This window comes from Micromonospora sp. DT4, assembly GCF_049841675.1.
In the GTDB taxonomy this organism is placed as follows: Bacteria; Actinomycetota; Actinomycetes; order Mycobacteriales; family Micromonosporaceae; genus Micromonospora.
In genome coordinates this window covers 18,920-38,024 of the sequence record NZ_JBNCKT010000012.1, presented here as the reverse complement: position 1 = coordinate 38,024, position 19,105 = coordinate 18,920, and the positions used below count along the sequence as shown (strand labels likewise).

The following is a 19,105-nucleotide window of genomic DNA, read 5'->3' as shown; positions in this document are numbered from 1 at the left end:
GCACCACCGGCCGGGGAGCGCAAGCCGCCCTGACCGGGGCTTCACGCCACGTTACCAGTGGTCACCGTGCCGACCGACGGCGGCCGCTGACCACCGGATCAGATCCACCCAAATGCCGATGGCCGCCCCGGCGCTCCCCAACGGTAAGGTCACGACCACTTGACCAGGTGTCCCATTCCCCGTACCGTCACGCTCCGTAGCGATCGACGGGAGAACCCCGAGCAGCACTGGGAGTGTCCGAATGCCCTCTGAATACGCCAAATCTCTGGGCGCACGCCTGCGCTCCATCCGCCAGCAGCAGGGCCTCTCCCTGCAGGGTGTGGAGGAGAAGTCGAACGGGCGGTGGAAGGCCGTGGTGGTCGGCTCGTACGAGCGTGGCGACCGGGCCGTGACGGTGTCCCGTCTGGCCGAGCTGGCCGAGTTCTACCGTGTCCCGGTCTCGGAGCTGCTGCCCGACGGCAGCGGTGTCCGGCACGAGCCCACCAGCAAGATCGTCCTGGACCTGGAGCGGCTCTACGACGAGGCCTCCGAGGACCTGGCCTACGTCGCCCGCTACGCCCGCGCGATCCAGCAGCAGCGCGGTGACTACAACGGCCGGGTGCTCTCCATCCGCGCCGACGACCTGCGGGCGCTCGCGATCGTCTACGACGCCTCACCGTCGGGTCTGATCGAGCGGCTCACCGAGCACGGCGTGCTGGTGGCCGACCCCCGGGCGTTCTTCGCCTCCTGAACTGTCGCTTCACCCGAAAGGGCCCGTGCCGGATGGCACGGGCCCTTCTCGTCGTGCGGGTACGCGAGCTGGTCAGCGGGTGGCGTACTCGGCGATACGGCCGAGCACGCCGTTGAGGAACCGCGGCGAATCGTCGGTGGACATCTGCCGGGCCAACTCGACGGCCTCACTGATCGCCACCGCGTCGTCGATCTCGTCGACGTAGAGCAACTCGTAGACGGCGATCCGGGCCAGGTTGCGGTCGACCACCGGCATCCGCTCCAACGTCCAACCCTCGGCGTAGCTGGCGATCAGCTCGTCGATGCGGTTGAGGTGCTCGGCGACCCCCTCGATCAGGCCCACCGCGTAACCCAGGTGCTCCGGGCGGGGCTGTTCGATGCGCTGGAGGTAGCCGGCCAGGACCTCGACGGGCGGCCGATCCCGCAGGTCGGCCTCGTAAAGGACGTCCAGCGCCCGCTTGCGCGCCTTGCGGCGCGCCGGCATCTGCTGCTTGGGACCCTCAGCCATCAGGCGCGGCCGAGGTAACGGCCGTCGCGGGTGTCGACCTTGATCTTCTCACCGGTGGTGATGAACAGCGGAACCGGCACGGTGGCGCCGGTCTCCACGGTCGCCGGCTTGGTGCCGCCGGTCGAACGGTCGCCCTGCAGGCCCGGCTCGGTGTAGGTGACCTCGAGCACGACGCTGGTGGGCAGCTCGATGTAGAGCGGCACACCCTCGTGCTGGGCGACGGTCGCCTCCGCCTCGGGCAGCAGGTAGTTGGCTGCCTCACCGACGGTGCCGCCGGGCACGGTGATCTGGTCGAAGGTCTCCAGATCCATGAAGACGAAGTCTTCGCCGTCGGCGTACAAATACTGCATCGTGCGCTTGTCCACGGTCGCGGTCTCGACCTTGGTGCCCGCGTTGAAGGTCTTGTCGACCACCTTCCCGGACAGCACGTTCTTCAGCGTGGTGCGCACGAAGGCACCACCCTTACCGGGCTTGACGTGCTGGAACTCGACGACGGCCCAGAGCTCGCCGTCGAGGTTGAGTACCAGGCCGTTTTTGAGGTCGTTGGTGGAGGCCATTTCCTGCCTTGATCATCAATTGGCGGACAGACCTCAGAAGTCTACTAGCTGCCGCGAATCGGCTGCCCGCCGCTTCCGGCGGCATCTGCGCGGCCGGCCAGATGGTGTAGCGCGAGACGATAGCCGTCGATGCCAAGACCGCAGATCACCCCGGTCGCCACCGCGGAGATCACCGAGTGGTGCCGGAACTCCTCACGGGTGTGGATGTTGGAGATGTGCACCTCCACCAGCGGCCCGCGCAACATGGCACAGGCGTCGCGCACCGCGTACGAGTAGTGCGACCACGCGGCCGGGTTGAGCACCACGGCCACGCCCTCGTCGGCGGCGTCGTGCAGCCAACCGAGCAGTTCGTGCTCGGCGTCGGTCTGCCGGACCGTGACGTCGAGCCCCAGGTCCCGACCGGTGGCCTCGCAGAGCGTCACCAGGTCGGCGTAGCTGGTCGAGCCGTACACGGCGGGCTCCCGGGTGCCGAGGCGACCCAGGTTCGGTCCGTTCAACACGTACACCTTCACGCCGCCACCGCCTCCCGGTAGGCGGCCTCCAGCAGGGCGTCGTCCGGCCCCTCCAGCATCGCCGGGCGGGCCAGCCCGTCCAGCACCACGAACCGCAGCCGACTGCCCCGCGCCTTCTTGTCCACCCGCATCGCGGCCAGCAGTCGCGGCCAGGCCTCGGCGGGGTAGCTCACCGGCAGGCCGAGGGCGGTCAGGGTACTCCGGTGCCGGTCGGCGGTCGGGGCGTCCAGCCGGCCGGCGAGACGGGCCAGCGTGGCGGCGTACACCAGGCCGACCGCGACCGCGTGGCCGTGCCGCCAGCGGTAGCCCTCGTTCTGCTCGATCGCGTGCGCCAGGGTGTGGCCGTAGTTGAGCACCTCCCGCAGGCCCGACTCGCGCAGGTCGCCGGCGACCACGTCGGCCTTCACCCGGACGGCCCGCTCGATCAGCTCCCGGGCCACCGGCCCGCGCGGGTCGGTGGCCGCCGCCGGGTCACGCTCGACGAGATCCAGGATCACCGGGTCGGCGATGAACCCGCACTTGACCACCTCGGCGAGCCCGGCGGCGAGATCGACGGCCGGCAGGCTGTCGAGGGTGGCCAGGTCGGCGAGCACGCCGACCGGCGGGTGGAACGCGCCGACCAGGTTCTTGCCGGCGGCGGTGTTGATCCCGGTCTTGCCGCCCACGGCCGCGTCCACCATGCCCAGCAGCGAGGTGGCGACCGGCACCCAGCGCACCCCGCGCAGCCAGCAGGCCGCGACGAATCCGGCCAGGTCGGTCACCGCGCCGCCGCCGACCCCGACCACCGCGTCGGTACGGGTGAAGCCAGCCGCGCCGAGCTGGTCCCAGCAGGCGGCCGCCACGTCGATCCGCTTGCCCGACTCGGCGTCCGGCACCTCGATCGGCAGCGGGTCGACGCCGGCCGCGCGCAGCCGTTCACCGACCGCGGCGGCCAGGGCCTTGAGCGGGGGCGTGTGCAGCACGGCCGCCCTGGTCGCGCCGGGCAGCAGCCCGGGCAGCGCGTCCAGCAGGTCGCGTCCGACCAGCACGTCGTACGGTCGTTCGCCGCCGACCGGAATCCGGGTCACCTCGTCCATCGCCGGCAGCCTAGTCCAGCGGACGGCGTGGCGCGGGCGGCTGTCCACCTGCTGGCCGGGCCGGCGGCTACCCGCGCGCCGCGCTCTCGTCGATCATGGAGTCGTGGTGCCGGGTTTGCGGGACGAGAGACAGTTCGTCCCCCACCACAACTCCATGATCGGCGGGGCGGGTGGGGCGGGTCAGGGTGGGGTGGGGGTGGGGTGGGGGTGGGGGTGGGGCGGGTCAGGGTGGGGGTGGGTCAGCGGGGAAGTAGGGCGGCGACCTCGGCGACGACCGCCGCCGGCGTCCGGCAGTCGGTGGCCACCGTGTCGGTGGCGACCTCGGCGTAGAGGGGCTTGCGTTGGTCCATCAGGTGCTTGAGGGTGGCTCGGGGGTTGATCGCCAGCAGCGGCCGGCCCGCGCCGAGCCCGACGCGCCGCACCGCGTCGGGCAGCTCCACCGACAGGTGGACGACCCGGTGCCCCACCAGGGCGGCTCGGGTCTCCTCGGCCAGGACCGCACCGCCACCGAGGGCGAGCACACCGGTGCCCGCGGCGAGCGCCGCGGCCACGGCGGCCCGTTCCAAGGCCCGGAAGTGCTCCTCACCCTCGTCGATGAAGATCTCCGGAATGGTCTTGCCGGCCATCTGTTCGATGTCGGCGTCGGTGTCCCGGAACTCCACGCCGAGGGTGGCGGCGAGCGCCTGCCCCACGGTGGTCTTGCCGCAGCCGGGCACCCCGACCAGGACGACGACCGGCGCCATCAGCGAATGACCAACGCGTCGAGGTAACCGGCGACGTTGCGGCGGATCTCGGCGACCGAGTCGCCGCCGAACTTCTCGGTGGCCGCCTCGGCCAGCACGAGGGCCACCATCGCCTCGGCGACGACTGCGGCGGCGGGCACGGCGCAGACGTCGGAGCGCTGGTTGATGGCGGTCGCCGGCTCGCCGGTGACGACATCCACGGTGGCCAGCGCCCGGTTGAGCGAGGAGATCGGCTTCATGGCGGCGCGGACCCGGAGCGGCTCACCGGTGGTGATGCCACCCTCCAGCCCTCCGGCCCGGTCGGTGACGCGACGGACGCCGGTGGCCGACGGGATGATCTCGTCGTGCGCCTCGGAGCCACGGGAGCGGGCCTGCTGCCACCCGTCGCCGATCTCCACACCCTTGATCGCCTGGATGGACATCAGCGCGGTGGCCAGTCGGGCGTCGAGCTTGCGGTCCCACTGCACGTGACTACCCAGGCCCGGCGGCACCCCGTACGCCAGCACCTCCACCACACCACCGAGGGTGTCGGCGGCCTTCTTCGCGGCGTCGACCTCGGCCACCATCAGGGCGCTGGCCTCCGGGTCGAGGCAGCGCAGCGGGTCGGCGTCGATGCGGTCGGCGTCCTGCGGGGTCGGACGTAGCCCGGGCTTCGCGGCCACCGGCCCCAACTCGACGACGTGCGAGACGATCTCGATGCCGAGCGCCTGCCGGATCAACGCCTTGGCGACCGTGCCGACGGCCACCCGGGCGGCGGTCTCCCGGGCGCTGGCGCGCTCCAGGATCGGCCGCGCGTCGTGGTGGCCGTACTTCTGCATGCCGGCCAGGTCGGCGTGACCGGGTCGGGGGCGGGTCAGCGGCGCGTTGCGGGCCTGCCGGGCCAGTTCGTCGGGGTCGACGGGGTCCGCGGCCATCACCGTCTGCCACTTGGGCCACTCGGAGTTGCCGACCCGGATCGCCACCGGACTGCCCAGCGTGACGCCGTGCCGCAGCCCGCCGATCACCTCGACCTCGTCCTGCTCGAACGACATCCGGGCGCCGCGGCCATAGCCCAGCCGGCGACGCGCCAGCTCGCCCGCGATCTCGGTGGTGTTCACCTCGATGCCGGCCGGCACCCCCTCCAGCAGCGCGACGAGGGCGGGACCGTGCGATTCACCTGCAGTCAACCAGCGCAACACAGCGGTCAGTCTGTCACGGCGCGCGACGGACACGTCGCGCTGCCCGCCGCGTCCCGCCCTGCGGACGGCCAGGACCGTCCGCAGGGCGGCTTCGCGCGACGGATCAGATGCCCCGACCGCGCTTGTGCAGGGTGCGTAGCACCGAGTCGGCCCGTACCATCCGACCGGCGACCGCGAGCGCCAGGTAGGCGCGCGGCTCGCGGGGATTGCTGCGCAGGGTGCGTCGGGCCCACCGCAGCGCGCCCCGCCGATCGCCGGCGGCGGCCCGCGCGAAGGCGATCTGGCCGGTGACCCGGGCCTCGCCGGCCGGTTGCCCGGCGAACTCCGGGTAGCGCCGCAGCAGCCACTGCAACGCCTCCGAGATGGTGTCCCACCGCTGGGCGAAGTACGAACGCTTGTGCCAGCGCACCAGCACCGACGGCGTCCGCAGGTTGACCAGTGGCGCGCTGCGGGCGGCGCGCAGCAGGAACTCGTAGTCCTCCGCGTAGCTGCCCGGGATCTCCTCGTCGACCAGGCCGAAGCCGTCGCGCAGGGCCGCCGCCCGGATCAGGAAGGTGGACGGATGCAGCTCGGTCAACCGGTCCCGCAGGAGGTCGTCCAGGGTGATCCGGTCCTTGTCGAGCACCCGGTCGACGGTGTGCCCGTCGTAGCTGACCCGGATGCCGCAGCAGACGAATTCGGCGGCCGGGTCGGCGGCCAACGCCTCGACCTGGGCGGCCAGCTTGCCGGGCAGCCACTCGTCGTCGTCGTCGCAGAACGCGACCAGGTCGCCCTCGGCGGCGAGGGTGCCGCTGTTGCGCGCGCCGGCCAGCCCGGGCGCGCGCCCGTTGGCGATGACCCGGACCGTCCGGTCCGGCCCGCCCAGTCCGGTCAGCGACTCGTCCGGCGTGGACTGGTCGAACACGACCATGGCCTCGATCGTGCCCGCGTACTCCTGGGCGAGGATCGCGGCCACGGCGGCGCGCAGCAGTTCGGGGCGGTCCCGGGTGGGCACCACGACGCTGACGCTCGGCTGGCGGGTCATCGGGTCTCCTTCGTCGGCTGGCCGGTGCGCGGCCAGGTCCGCCAGCGGGGTCGGCGCCGGCTCGACCGGGCCACCAGGTCGTCCACGATCTGCCCGACCCGGGCCACGGCCGCGCGGCGGGCCTCGTACGCGGCCGGGTCGGCCTGGACCGCGTACCGGGACGGGTCGGCCTGTCCGGCGGCGAGCGCGTCGTGCAACTCCTCGCGGGTCTCACAGAGCGCCACCAGCCCGGCCGCGCCGAGCCGACGCGCGAAGAGCTGCTGGTGGTCGTCGACGTGCTCGCCGCGGGACGGGTCGCGGGGCACCACGATCGGCAGGTGGCCGTGCCGGCGCGCCTCCAGGATCGTCGCCGGGCCGCCGTGACACACCACCAGGTCAGCGTCCGCCATCGCCCGTTGCAGGGCGTCATGGCCGAGGAACGGCACCGCGCCGGGCAGGGGCGGCGCGGCGGTGTGCCCGTGCTGCACGGTCAGCCCGACCGGGCCGGCCTGCTCGTGCCATTGCGCCAGCCAGTCCACGAGCCGGTCGAAGGGGTGTTTGTCGGTGCCGACCGCAACGAGCAGCCGGGGCTGCCCGACGGAGTTCGTGTCGCGCTGGCGCGGCAGCCGGGGCGACTGGGCGGCGTCGGGCCGGGGCGACTGGGCGGCATCCGGCCGGGGCGACTGGGCACGGCGGGTGGTGCCCGCCTCCCCGCTCACAGCAGCGTCCCCACGACGGTGGCCTCCGGGTACTGCCGGCGCTGCTCGTCCCACTGCACGAGCATCGCGGACAGGAACGGGCGGCAGAGCCGGGCCGTCAACGTCGGGGTGTCGATCCGGTCGTACACCTCGATGTAGACGGTCGGGATGCGACGCAGGCGGGCCAGCACCACGAACGGCACGGCCACGCCGGCGCCGGTGGTGACCACGGCCGCGACCCGCCGACGCCGCAGCACCCGCCAGGCCAGCCGCGCGTTGCGCAGCAGGTTGGGTACGTTGCGGGTGGTCGGGTGGTGCGCCGGCACCAGGTCCTCGCCGGTCAGCAGCGACACCGCCTCCGGGGTGTCGAAGGTGACCCAGCAGCGCCGCCACCGTTCGTACCAGGGCCGCAGGGCGAGAAGTTGGGCCAGGTGGCCGCCGCTGGATCCGACCAGCAGCAGCACCGGCGATTCGTCGTCGTTGTTCGTGTCCACGCGACTCCCCACAAGTTCGCTTGGAATTCCGATTCACGCAAGGCAGAAGCAGATCACAGGTTTTCCGGTCGTTGAATAGCGCGACCGGACGAGGCGACGATCTCCCCTCGGCGTGCTCAGGCCCACTGTCGACCCCGCAGCCCATCGACCGCCGTCACGACCTGCCATTATGTAGTCACTCTACGACGCGCACCCGGCGTCGAGAATTCTCCCGTTCACTCGCTATGTCGTTTCTCGATGACGTCCAACAGTGCGGGATGCAGCGACGCGTTCCACCCGGCGCCGGCGTCCGCCAGCCGCCACGTCCGTAGCCACATCTCCAGCAGGTACGCGTCGGCCACCAGAGCGCGCCGCGCCGCGTCGAGGCCCAGCCGCGCGCCGTGCCGACCCAGGTGCGCGTCCACGGCTGCGGCGGCCACGGCCGCCGGCTCGCCGCGCAGCACCAGCGACCGCTGGAACGCGTCATGGGCCAGGTCGAAGCCGACCGGCACGTCCGGGCCACTGTGCTCCCAGTCCCAGGCGACCAGCCGGCCGGCGTACGTGCCCAGGTTCCACGGCACCCAGTCGCCGTGCCAGTGGCCGAACTCGACGGTCGTGTCGCCGTGTCGGCGGGTCAGGACGGCGACCGCCGCCACCGCCCGCGCCCCGGCCGCCCCGGCCACCCCGGCCACCCCGGCCACCCCGGCCGTTGCGGCCCGCTCGGCCTGGGCGGCCAGTCGGGAAAGGAACGTCGACGCGGCCAGCGTCCGGGACACACCGGGCGCGGCGCCCCGGCGGGCGACCGCAAGCAGCGCCGCGATCCGCGGCGGGTCGTCGGCCGGCACTCCGCGTACGTCGGGTGGCAGCGGCTCGATCACCGCCACGGCCTGACCGGCCCACGCCGTCTCGGTGAGCAGCCCCGGTGGCACCGGGTGGTCGGGCACACCGGTCACCGCGCGCAGCGCCCGCAGCGCGCCGGCCTCGGCGGTGACCAGGGCGCGGGTGGCGTCGTTCCAACCGATCTTCGCGTAGCCACGGGGGCGACCGTCGACGGTGAACAGTTGCAACGTGGGCTTGGCGTTCGGGTCCGGTGGACGGACGCCACACGCGGCCAGCAGGGGCGTACCGCCCAGCGCGGCGGCGAGCCGCTCGGTCAACACCAACTCGGTCACGGACGCCCCCACCGGCACCGACACGGTCAGCGTCGGAAACGGCGCGAGGCCCGCCGCGCCGAAGCGGGCCAGCCCACCGAGGGCCGCCCGCAGGGCCCGGACCTTCGGTGGCCGCAACGCGTTGTACGCCAGCAGCGACGCCGCGCCGGCCCGGGGCGAGCCCAGCGGTACGAGGAACCGCGCCCGCGCCACCGACGGCACCACGGCGTACCGGGCCACTTCCCGCTGCCCGGCCGGCACCACGCCGCCCACCGTCAGGTGGACCCGGTCGTCCGGGAACACCGCACGGCTCACCCAGCCCAGCCCGTCCGCCCGGGACCGGGGGTCCGTGGCCGGGGCGACCCCGGTCGTCACGCCGCCCGGTCCGCCCAGTCGAGTTCCAACCCGAGCCGCTCACGCAGCGCGTCGTTGTACGGGCGGTAGTACTCGGTCAGCTCGGCGCGCACCGCCGGCTCCAGCGGCGCCGAGCGCCGGTCGTTGTACACCTTGAAGTTCGGCAGTTCGTACGGAGGCAGCCCGAGGAAGTCGAGGGTGCGCCGATAGGTGGCGCGGGAGTCGCGGTACAGGTCCTCGCTGGGCAGGAAGAGGATCTGGGCGGGGGCGAAACGTTCCAGCCACGGTTCCAGGTGCTCCAGGTAGCGCCCCCGCGCCCGGTACGTGTACCAGTCGTACGCCTCGCTGAACGCCTCCGGCTCGGCGATGAGCCGCTCCCGCTCCCCCGCCGTACGCTCCGGCTCGGCGGCCAGCGCGGCCGCGAAGTCCAGCGGCTCGATGCCGTGCGTGCGGCGCTCCTTCCAGTGCGAGTACGCCCGCTCGACCGGGTCGCGCAGCAACACGATCAGCTTCACGGTCGGCATCAACGCGGCGACCCGCTGCGCGGCGAGCGGGTGGAACATGTACAGGGGCGCGGCCTCGCCGACGCGGACCGGCCCGCCGTGCCGTTTCGCGAGGGCCTCGCGCTGCCGTTCGGTCGGGAAGTGCGAGCGGTACCACGCCTCGCCGCGACCCCAGTGCTCCTCGAAGTAGTGCGCGGACTTGGTGTTCCACGCGGGAAAGAGCCGGGGCACCAGCGGATGCTGGATGAGGTAGTTCCACAGCGAGGTGGTGCCGCCCCGCTTGGTGCCGATGATCAAGAAGTCCGGCAGGGGCCGCCGGTCACTGGTGCGTACCGCGTAGTCGACCAGGGACTCCCTCACCCGGGTGGTCACCTGGGTCGGCACCAACTGCTTGACCCGGTCACGGATGGACGCCACGACGGCCCTCACCTGCCTCTCGTCGATGCCGGGGCCGGCCCGGCGGCCGTGGCCGCCTCGTCGGACCCACGGATCTGCCTCATGGTCACCCGGATGCCGGCGCGCACCCGGGGCAACGTCAACAAGCCGACGCAACCGGCCAGCAGCACGCCGAGCGCCACCGCCAGGCCGGGTAGGCCACGCCCCGCGGCCAGCACACCGACCGCCGCCGCGACGCCCACACCGCCGACGGTGGCCCCCGCCGCGCGCAGCATCGCGGTGCCGACCAGCGGCTCGGCGACCACCGACCGGGCTAAGCCGGCAGCGGTGAGGTTCTCGGTGGCGATGCCGGCGGCCCACGCCACCGCTGCTCCCGTCGCGCCGTGGCCGGGGATCAGCCAGAGCCCGAGCGAGACGGTCACGGTGAGCCCGGCCAGGGTGGACACCAGGTGCAGGCCGCTGCGGCCGCCCATCAGCAGCAGGCTCTGCACGTTGCCGACGCCGGTGTTCACCAGCATCGCCAGCGCCAGCACCGTCATCGCCGGCACGCCGGCGGTGAACTCCGGGCCGAACAGTTGCAGGAACGCCAGCGCGAACACCGCCAGCAGCAGGTACACCGGCCAGGACAGCACCAGCCCCCAGATGGTCAACTGCCGGTGCACGGCCGCCGCGGCCGCCCGCTCACCGCGCCCGAGCAGCCGCGACAGCTGCGGTGACACCGCGACCCGCAGGCCCTGCATGGCGAGCTGACCGGCCAGCACGTAGCGGCCAACCGCGCCGAACACGCCCGCGTCGGCCGGTCCGGCCAGCACCGACGTCAGCAGCACGCCCACCCACATGCTGCCCGCGTCGATGGCCGCCGAGGCGGCCCGGGGCAGCGCGAAGCGCCAGAACGTCGACCAGTCGGAGCGGGTCGGCCGCACCGCCGCGCCCCGACCCAACCCGAGCGGCCCGGCCACCAACACCAGGCAGACCAGCAACGCCAGCGCGGCCGGCACCAGCCAGCCCGTCATGCCGGCGAGCAGCCCGCCGCTCGCCAGCGCGGCGGCGCCGACCAGCGCGGGGCGGGCCACCGGCAGCAGGAGGAACTGCACACCGACGTACGCGCGGATGGGTCGTACGCAGCGCAACGCGGCCAGCAGCAGGGTCATCGCCACCACCACCGGCACGGCGGCGAAGGTCAGCGTCAGCAGTCCGTGGCCCGCGTCGCCCGAGCCGCGCAGCAGGCGGGGGGCGAGCGCGTCGGCGCTCAGCGCCCCCGCGATGGCGACGACGAGCCCGGCCAGCAGCGGTGGGATCAGCGCCACCGGAAGCACCCGGGCCGCGTCCCCCCGAACGCCGAGACGCCGCCGGGGCACCGCCCACATGAGACCGGTCTCCGCGCCGAGCGTGCAGACCGCGGTGGCCACGGTCACCACACCGATCGCGGCGAAGAACGCCCCCGCGCCGGCCGTTCCGTACCCCCGGGTGATCACCACGGCCAGCACGAACCCGAACAGGCCGCTGGTGGCCGCGCCGAGCAACCCGGCCACCCCACTGCGGGCGCTGCGGCGCGTCTCGACCGCGCCGGTGTCGACGGCCGCGCGCTGCGGGCCGTCCCGGCCGGCGTCGGCCGGCGGTCGGGTGGCGGCGGTCATGCCGGCACCGCCACGGCGGACGCGAGCGGCGGACGCCACGGCTGCAGGCGGGCCGCGCGTTCCCGTTCGGTGAGCGCCATGGCGAAGCCGACCGCGAAGAACGCGACGGCCAGGTTCTGGTTGGCCATGCCGTAGAACGGGATCTGCACGAGGCAGACCACCGGCACCACCGCCAGCCACTGACCGGCCGCCGACGTCGCCCGCGCGCAGACCACCGCGGCGGCCACGAACCAGCCCAGGAAACAGAGCAGCGCCGGTACGCCGTGACTGAACAGCACCATCCACAACTGTCCCTGGGTGCCGATCGGCGCGTCCGCGGAGATGGTGTCCACGTTCACCGGAGCGCCGTAGCCCAGCCACGGGGAATCCTGCACCCGGCGGATCACCTCCGTGTAGAGCGACAACCGGTCGGTGTTGGTGTCGCTGGAGTCGACCCGCCTGTTGATCAGCTCGGTGATCGGGATGAAGAGCGTGGCCAACCCTCCGATCACCACCACGCCGACGATGGACGCGGCGACGCGGACGTTGCCGCGCAGGCTGGCCCGTACCCCCAGCACCGCGAGCCCCGCGCCGAGGCTGAGGAACATCGCCCGGTTCAGGGTGAGGAACGCCGGGGCCAGCGACAGCGGCAACGACGCCAGCAGCGTCCACCGCAGCAGCCCGCGACGGCGCAGCATGGTGTACGCCACCACGCACGGCAACGTCATCGCGTACGCGCTGCCGTAGTTGTTGGTGTACGCGAACGGCGCGGCGGGCCGGTAGATCGGGTTGAGCGAGCGGGGGCTGTATTCGGCGGTGGTCAGGTGCACCATGTCCTGGATGAACGGGGTACGGGCGACGCCGGCCGGCAGCAGCACCTCCATCGGGGTGGCCAGCGCGAACCGGGGTGCCAGCACCCCGAGCCAGCCCAGCACCACCAGCGCGAACCAGAACGCGCAGAGCGGGGTGAGCACCGCCACGAGGTCGGCCCGTTCCCGGGCGGCGGCGTAGACGTAGACGCCGACCACCAATGCGGTCAGGTAGAAGGCCAGCCGCAGCGCGAACGTCAGCAGCGAGGCCGGCGAGGGCAGTTGCGTGGCGCTGACGACCACGATCGCCAGGAACAGCAGCCAGCTGCCGACCGCCGGAGGCAGCGGCACCCGACCCCGGGTGAGCAGCAACGCGAGCAGCAGCGCGCCCAGCAATGGCCAGCCCAGATAGAACGCCCCGAGCAACCACCACAGCGGCACGAGCCCGAACATCAATGCCAGCGGCCAGAGCGGCAGCCGCGCCGGAGGCGGTGTCGGCGGCGGCGCGGCGGCGGACGGTGTGCCGGGTGGCTGCTCCGTCGCCGGGGCGCGGGTGACCGACACCGATCAGGCCCGGCCGTTGCGGGTGAGCACGAAGCCCAGCGGGGTGACTCCGGCGGCACGCAGCCGCTCCACGAGCCGCCGCAGGTCGCTCTGCCGGGTGCGGTCCCGCTCGATGACCACCACGGCGCTGCCCTGCCGGGCGACCGCCACGCCGCGCTCGTCGGACTCCGCCGGCGGCGCGTTGAACAGCACCAGACCATGGTCGGCGCCCTGCCGCCAGGTGCCGAAGCGGACGCTGCCCACCCCCACGCTCACCTCGTCCGCCGACGCCGGCTTTCCGTTGTCGGTGCGGGCGGACGCCACCCGGGGCAGGGTGAGCGTGGCGTCCGGATCGGTGGACGGGCGCGCGCCGGGCGGGTGCGGGGAGGGCCGCCGGGGTGCCGGGCTCTCCGCGGGGGCACCGCCCGCCGCCGGGGTGCCGGCCGGGCGCGGCTTGGGCACCAGCGGTCGGGACGGGTCGACGGGCAGCCGCCCACGGTCGGCGAGGACAGCGGCGCGCAGGCGCTCGACGCGGCCGCTGTCATCGGCGACGAAGACCTCCCGACCGTCGGCGGCGAGCGCCACGGCCAGCCCGGCGGTGAGCGCCGTGGCGTCCTCGCGGGAGGTGACCAGCGCGACCCGGGCCGGCTGGCGCACCCGTTCGGCGACCGCCATCGCCACGTAACGGATGTCCGCGTCGACCGCCCGCGGGCTGCCCCGAAACGGCGGCCGGCGTACCGTGCCGAGCAGCGGCAGGCCGGTGGCCTCACGGCCATCGGTGACCGAGCGGATCCGCCGGTCCGCCGACTCCCACGCGTACGCCAGCACGACGCCGATCAACGCGCCGCCCAGCAGGCCGGCGACCAGGTAGAGCGGCCGGCGCCCGGCGGAGGTCACCAGCGCCTGTTCGGCGGTCTGGGTGACCCAGCCGGGGTTGATGTCGACCGCGGCGATCTCGGTGCGGGCCGCGTTGAGCTGGGTGAGCTGGTTGTTGATGCCGGACAGCTCGGCCAGTGCCGCATCCCCGGCGGCGGTGCCCTTGGCGCTGCTCGCCCGCTTCTGCACCGCTGCCTGCTGGGCGACGACCTTGGTGATGCTGGCGTCGTACGAGCGCAGCATCTCGGCCCGCTGCTGCTCGTACATGGCACGCCGTACATCGAGGTAGGCCTGCGCGGCGAGGTTGGCGCCCTGCACCGCCCGCTGCGCGTCGTGCGTCTGATAGGTGAAGCGCAGGATCTGCCCGCCGGTGGGTACCTCGACCTCCAGGCCGTTGCGGATGTCGCGCGGCACGCCACCGAGGGCGTTGGTGAGCCGCTGGACCACCTCGGTGCCGGTGGCGAGGCCGCTCTCCACGTTCATGTTGACGGCACGGTCGGCGCCCGCGCCGCTGGGGGTGAAGGCATCGGTGACCACCGGTCGGACCGCCACGACCGCGCTGGCGGTCACCGCCGCTGGTACCAGCAGCACGTAGCCGAGGGCGGCGAGCAGGCCGACCAGGGCGACGGCGGCCACCAGGCGCAGCCGGTGCATCGGCACCCGCAGCAGGTCGGAGAGCGTGACGGCGCGGGTGGCGCCGGGGCTCGACGAGTCGGGCGGCCAGGAGGCCAGTGTCGCGTCAGTCATGGAACTTCTTCACCGTCTGTTGAGGATTGCCCACGACGACGACGCCCGGTGGCACGTCGGTCCGCACCACCGCGGCCGCGCCCACAACGCTGTCCCGGCCGACACGGACCCCCTTGAGCACCAGGGCGTGCGCGCCGACCCAGACGTTCTCCTCCAGCACGATGGGGGCGCGGGTGGCCGGGCCGGGCGGCGCGTGTCGCTGGTCGGGCGGCAGGTTGTGGAAGTCGTTGTCGAGCAGTTCGCAGTCGGACAGCAGGCACCGGTCCCCGACAGTCACCGACGTCCAGGTGCCGATCCAGGTGGCGTTGAGCAGGCAGTCGGCGCCGACGCGTACCTCACCGGGGCCGGCGAAGCGGACCAGCTTGTTGAGGCGGGTGCGGTCGCCGATGCTGACCCGTACGCCCCGACGCAGCCGGATACGACCTCGGATCTGCACGTCCCGCCCGAGGGTCAGCCGCCGGTAGCGCAACCTGTACCAGGCCCGTTTGAGCGCGAAGACCAGGTTGACCGCCCGTTTCGCGCGGAATCCAGCGCCGTCGACCAACGACCCCTCCCCACATCGTGGGGGTCGGCGGCGGTGGTACCGCCGCCGACCCGACGTGAACAATCTACCGATCCTCCGTTACGAACGGTTGACCATCACTGCACGGAGAAGAACATTGAGGGGATGGACCACGACAACTCGGGCGTCGCTGCGGCGATGAGCGTCGTCGCGGCGCCGTTGACCACCGCGGTCGGCGCGGCCATCGGGTCGAACGGGACGCTGCGCAGCCCGCCGTCTGTCGCACCGTAGACGATCCGACCGTCCACCCAGGCCATGCCACGCACGCTCGACCAGGTGACGCCACTGGTCGGCAGCGCGAACTCGGTGGCGCCGAGGTAGTTGCCGTCGATCTCGAAGTAGCGGTAGTAGAGGCTGCTGGCGCCGGTACGGGTGTAGTAGAGCCGGCCGTCGAGGTAGAAGGCACCGGTGAGAGCCGCCGGGTTGAACCAGTCGTTGTAGCCCGACGCCTCCCACGGCGAGCCGATCGCGCCGCCGTTGAACAGCGAGACGTCGATGCGGCTACCGGTGGGCGTACCGGCCACCGTGTGCGACCAGTAGATCCGGTCGTCCACGCGCCAGGCCGCGCCGGACGCGGTGTAGGCCGGCTGGCTGACAGTGGTCGGGGCGCCCAGCGTCGCGCCGTCGAACGGCACCTCCGACACCGCGCCCGCACCGGCGCCCAGGTAGAGGTTGCCGCTGCTGCCGCTCGGCGGATTCTTCGCCGTGAAGGTGCGACCACCGGCGAGCGGGAACATCCCGAGCCGCCCGTGGTACTCCTCGCCCATGCCGTCGGAGTTGTGCCCGAAGTAGAGACCGTCCGAGCCGCGCCAGAGCACCGGCACCGCCGACCCCCAGGCGGTGGTGCCGGACGGCATCGAGGCGCTGCCGCTGCGCCGCGGGTTCCAGTTCACCGGCATGCCGGTGGCCGGAGTGACCGCGCCGATGCCGAGCCGGTCGATCGCGCCCGCGCCGGCGTTGTCGCTGGCGTTCGGATTGTTCAACCAGCGGAAGTGACCGCCGAGGTAGATGACGTTGTCGGCCACCTCGACCGAGGTGATGGTGTCGTTGCCGGTGAAGTCGACCCACGTGGCGACCTGGCCGGTGCCGCGGGCGGCGGTCTCGAACCGGACCAGCGCGTCGCAGTACGCGCTCGGCCAGCCGCCGCCGCCGTTGCTGCCGACCACGAACCAGCTGCCGTCCTCACCGAACTTGATGTCCTGCACGTAGTGCACGAAGGTCGTCGGGGCGGCGCACGGCGCGACGTACTTCTCGCTGCTCCAGTCCAGCACCGTCGGGGTGCCGGAGACGTCGACCAGCGCGATCTGGTTACGCGGAAGGTCGTTGAGGAGCGTGAAGTTGCCGCCGACCGCCAGGGTGTTGCCGTCGGGCGTGACGTCGATGGTCCACACGTACGAGGTGGTGCTGTGCCGCCCGACGGTGGCGTCGACGGAGAACGCCGGGTCGATCGCCCCGGTGGTCGCGTTCAGCCGGCCGAGACCGGCGTGCGCGGTGCCGTTGAGCCAGTTGAACGCGCCGGCCACGTAGAGCCAGTTGCCCGACAGCGCCAGGTCCCGGACGGTGCCGCCGTCGGAGCGGCCCACCCAGCTGTCGATGATCGCGCCGGTGCTCGGGTTGAGCGCGACCAGGTTCTTGCGGGAGACCCCGTTGACGGTCTTGAAGGCGCCGCCGACGATCAGCGTGCCGCCGGGTCCCGCGAGCAGCGTGTTGACCGCGCCGTCGAGCACCGGCAGGAAGCTGGTGGACATCGTGCCCGTCGTGCGGTCGTACGCGAAGAGGTAGCGCTGCGTGACCCACGCGGACGTGGCGGTCTGCCGGAGCTGGGTGAAGCTGCCGCCGACGAACACGGTGTTGCCGACCTGCGCGAAGGCGCGGGTCTCACCGTCGCGGGCGTGCGGGGTGATGTCGGCGGGATTCGCCGACACCAGGGTCGCGGTTCCGGGGACCGGCACCACCGCCGCCGAGGAGGCCGTGGGCGCGCTGAGCACGGCGGCGGCGACCGCCAGCGCGACCACCCCCGCCCGAGTACGACGTCGTCCTGAGAAACGCCATGAGTGCGAGAGTGTGGGCACGCTACGCCTCCAAGATGGATGAGAACCCGAGGTAGCGTGCCTCGCCCAGCCTGGTAGGCGCATCCGCCGATTGGGCGGTGCGTGAATCTGCTAGCCGACAGAACGCCGGAAGATCAGCTGGTAGATCTCCGATGAACGGCGGCCGTGTTCATGGTGTCGTCACAAACGTCAGCGACTCCCTCCGGTGGGCTGCCACAGGTACGTCTCCTTGCCGGCCTGGGTGAACCCGGCCACGGCGGAGGCATCGTGGTTCATCGTCATGTCACAGGTCGCCGTGCGGGTCGTCATGCCCGGCGAGTTGAAGTAGATGGCGGCCTTGATTTTCGGGTGGGCCTTCAGGGCCGCCGGGAACTCCTGGAACCAGCGCTGCTTCGCCCCGGGGTCCTTGGCGTCGAAGTTCGTTCCGAACTCGGCGAGCATCCGTGGCTTGCCCGCGCCGACGCCGTTCTCGTCGAGCCAGCGGTAGAAGCCGTCCACTGTCGTGCTCGGGCTCTTCCACACCGTGCTGCCGTTGCAGACGTGGAAGTTGTACGGGTCGTAGGCCACCCAGTCGACGTACCGGTCGCCGGGGTAGAGGCCGGCGTACCGGGAGTAGTGCCCGGACCAGCCCATCATCGTCCACACCCAGACGGCGTTGTCCGCGCCCGCCTTGGCGAACCGCTCGTACACGTACTTCCAGGCGCGGACGAAGTCGGCGTCGCTGCCCTTGCCCGGCTCGTCCTCCGGCTCGTGGTCGAAGCCCATGAACACCGGCACCTTCGCGGCCCGGATGCGACCGGCGACCGCGTCGATGGTCGCGTCCTGCCGGCCACTGTAGATGTCGGACCACTTCAGCGTCGTGTCGGCGGAGAAGTCGCGCGACTCCCAGGCGAAGAACATCAGCCGGCCCTGTCGCATCTGCTCCTGCTCGTACGCGTCGGGGAACGCACCGTTGCTGCCGGCGTTGGAGAAGTCGTGGTAACGGTGCACGATGTCGAACTTGCGCCCGACCTGGGCTTCCACGTCGGTGATCGCCTTGCCGTGGTCCCAGCCGTTGCCGGCGTTGGCGGGTGAGTACATCCCCCACCAGGCGCCGCAGGAGGGCACGAGCGTGTCGGACACCTGGCCACACTTGCCGGACGGGAGGGTGGGGCTCCCGGTCGGGGCCGGCGTACGGGTCGGGGTGACCGTCGGCGTGGGTCGGGGCGCGGCGGTGGTCGGCGCGACCGTCGGCGAGGGCGCCGGCGCCGGTCGGGTGGTCGGCGCCGACGTCGGCCCGCTGCCGAGGTCGTAGCTGATCACCAGGCTGGGCCGCAGGTCGGGGTTACGGTTCTCGACCGACGCCCAGTAGACGCGGGTCTCCAGGCCGGTCTGGGCCAGCGACACCGTCCAGGTGCCGTTTCCGGTGACCAGCGTGGAGACGTCCCACTCGTTGACGCCCTTGGCCACACCGGCCACGGTGTCCAGCACGGCCCCCGCCTTCGCCGGGGCCGGTCGCGCCTCGCGGGCGCTCACCGACGAGGCGTGCGCGGTCACCGTGGCGGCGAACTGCTGCCACGCGTGCATGCGCAGCGTCGCCCGGACGTTGACGGCGGCGGCGGGAAGGGTGGTCACCGCGAACTCGACGACCGCCTCCCGGCCGCCGCGCGGGTTGCCGTCGCAGCGCGCCGGACAGGTCGCCAGGGTCCCCTTGGTGGCGTTGTCGCCGTCCTGCGAGACCACCGTCGCGGTGGTGTCCGCCACCGCGCGGATCGACAGGTCGTCGCTGGCCAACAGGGGCATCATGGTCGCCACGATGCCGGCCACCACCGAACCGCCGACGACGCCGATGGCGATCGCCTTGCGCCGGGGGCCGGTGCGGAACCGGGTGATGCGGTGCAGTCCGTGCCTGGTCAAGGAGTACTCCCTGTGTCTGGTGCGATAACCGTGAGCAGCGTATCGATGACCAGGGCACGTCGTCGGTAGGACAGTTTTCCGTAAGCGCGTCTTAACCGTCAGCTAAGAAAGCCGGCGGAAGGCG

At 72.7% G+C, this 19,105-nt stretch carries 18 protein-coding genes; 1 reads left to right on the top strand and 17 read right to left on the bottom strand.

Going from position 1 to position 19,105, the window contains the following annotated elements; all coding sequences use genetic code 11:
- The first annotated feature begins 241 nt into the window (after window positions 1-241).
- Window positions 242-730 carry a transcriptional regulator BldD gene (locus ACLQ24_RS06540; RefSeq protein WP_007458348.1) on the top strand — a complete coding sequence of 163 codons (489 nt, stop codon included), beginning with the start codon at window positions 242-244 and terminating at the stop codon, window positions 728-730.
- Window positions 731-802: 72 nt separating this feature from the next.
- Here ACLQ24_RS06540 and nusB read toward each other — a convergent pair whose 3' ends face one another.
- The 17 genes from nusB to ACLQ24_RS06455 form a co-directional block, all read right to left on the bottom strand.
- A complete protein-coding gene (nusB, locus tag ACLQ24_RS06535; RefSeq protein WP_193376622.1) occupies window positions 803-1,213 on the bottom strand; it encodes a transcription antitermination factor NusB in 411 nt (136 codons plus the stop codon).
- A gap of 23 nt (window positions 1,214-1,236) precedes the next feature.
- Entirely contained in the window at window positions 1,237-1,794 is a 558-nt protein-coding gene (efp, locus tag ACLQ24_RS06530) for an elongation factor P (RefSeq protein ID WP_007458344.1), read from the bottom strand.
- A gap of 44 nt (window positions 1,795-1,838) precedes the next feature.
- Window positions 1,839-2,306, bottom strand: coding sequence for a type II 3-dehydroquinate dehydratase (aroQ, locus tag ACLQ24_RS06525; protein ID WP_425889629.1), 468 nt, complete (start codon window positions 2,304-2,306; stop codon window positions 1,839-1,841).
- A complete protein-coding gene (aroB, locus tag ACLQ24_RS06520; protein WP_425889627.1) occupies window positions 2,303-3,382 on the bottom strand; it encodes a 3-dehydroquinate synthase in 1,080 nt (359 codons plus the stop codon). The genes aroQ and aroB overlap by 4 nt, the downstream gene beginning before the upstream one ends.
- A gap of 239 nt (window positions 3,383-3,621) precedes the next feature.
- Window positions 3,622-4,125: a shikimate kinase gene (locus ACLQ24_RS06515; protein WP_425889625.1), complete on the bottom strand. Its 504-nt coding sequence runs from the start codon at window positions 4,123-4,125 to the stop codon at window positions 3,622-3,624.
- Complete coding sequence (aroC, locus tag ACLQ24_RS06510) at window positions 4,125-5,303, bottom strand: chorismate synthase (protein WP_425889623.1); 1,179 nt, start codon at window positions 5,301-5,303, stop codon at window positions 4,125-4,127. Before aroC ends, ACLQ24_RS06515 begins: the two co-directional genes overlap by 1 nt.
- A 103-nt stretch (window positions 5,304-5,406) precedes the next feature.
- Window positions 5,407-6,327 carry a glycosyltransferase family 2 protein gene (locus ACLQ24_RS06505; RefSeq protein ID WP_425889621.1) on the bottom strand — a complete coding sequence of 307 codons (921 nt, stop codon included), beginning with the start codon at window positions 6,325-6,327 and terminating at the stop codon, window positions 5,407-5,409.
- Window positions 6,324-6,890, bottom strand: a complete 567-nt coding sequence (locus tag ACLQ24_RS06500) for a glycosyltransferase (RefSeq protein ID WP_425889680.1) — start codon at window positions 6,888-6,890, stop codon at window positions 6,324-6,326. The genes ACLQ24_RS06505 and ACLQ24_RS06500 overlap by 4 nt, the downstream gene beginning before the upstream one ends.
- Before the next feature lie 131 nt (window positions 6,891-7,021).
- Window positions 7,022-7,498, bottom strand: coding sequence for a UDP-N-acetylglucosamine--LPS N-acetylglucosamine transferase (locus tag ACLQ24_RS06495; protein WP_355243117.1), 477 nt, complete (start codon window positions 7,496-7,498; stop codon window positions 7,022-7,024).
- A gap of 215 nt (window positions 7,499-7,713) precedes the next feature.
- On the bottom strand, window positions 7,714-9,003 hold the full coding sequence (locus ACLQ24_RS06490) for a hypothetical protein (RefSeq protein WP_425889619.1): 1,290 nt from the start codon (window positions 9,001-9,003) through the stop codon (window positions 7,714-7,716).
- Window positions 9,000-9,902 (bottom strand): sulfotransferase domain-containing protein, encoded by a 903-nt coding sequence (locus ACLQ24_RS06485; protein ID WP_425889618.1) that lies wholly within the window; start codon window positions 9,900-9,902, stop codon window positions 9,000-9,002. Before ACLQ24_RS06485 ends, ACLQ24_RS06490 begins: the two co-directional genes overlap by 4 nt.
- An 8-nt stretch (window positions 9,903-9,910) precedes the next feature.
- On the bottom strand, window positions 9,911-11,518 hold the full coding sequence (locus ACLQ24_RS06480; RefSeq protein ID WP_425889616.1) for a lipopolysaccharide biosynthesis protein: 1,608 nt from the start codon (window positions 11,516-11,518) through the stop codon (window positions 9,911-9,913).
- A complete protein-coding gene (locus ACLQ24_RS06475) occupies window positions 11,515-12,870 on the bottom strand; it encodes an O-antigen ligase family protein (RefSeq protein ID WP_425889615.1) in 1,356 nt (451 codons plus the stop codon). Before ACLQ24_RS06475 ends, ACLQ24_RS06480 begins: the two co-directional genes overlap by 4 nt.
- Before the next feature lie 3 nt (window positions 12,871-12,873).
- The gene (locus ACLQ24_RS06470) at window positions 12,874-14,472 is read right to left on the bottom strand and encodes a lipopolysaccharide biosynthesis protein (RefSeq protein ID WP_425889613.1); all 1,599 of its coding nucleotides are present in this window, start codon (window positions 14,470-14,472) and stop codon (window positions 12,874-12,876) included.
- On the bottom strand, window positions 14,465-15,016 hold the full coding sequence (locus tag ACLQ24_RS06465) for an acyltransferase (RefSeq protein WP_425889611.1): 552 nt from the start codon (window positions 15,014-15,016) through the stop codon (window positions 14,465-14,467). Before ACLQ24_RS06465 ends, ACLQ24_RS06470 begins: the two co-directional genes overlap by 8 nt.
- Before the next feature lie 95 nt (window positions 15,017-15,111).
- The gene (locus ACLQ24_RS06460; RefSeq protein ID WP_425889610.1) at window positions 15,112-17,049 is read right to left on the bottom strand and encodes a hypothetical protein; all 1,938 of its coding nucleotides are present in this window, start codon (window positions 17,047-17,049) and stop codon (window positions 15,112-15,114) included.
- Window positions 17,050-17,274: 225 nt separating this feature from the next.
- Entirely contained in the window at window positions 17,275-18,981 is a 1,707-nt protein-coding gene (locus ACLQ24_RS06455; RefSeq protein WP_425889608.1) for a glycosyl hydrolase, read from the bottom strand.
- Window positions 18,982-19,105 lie beyond the last annotated feature (124 nt).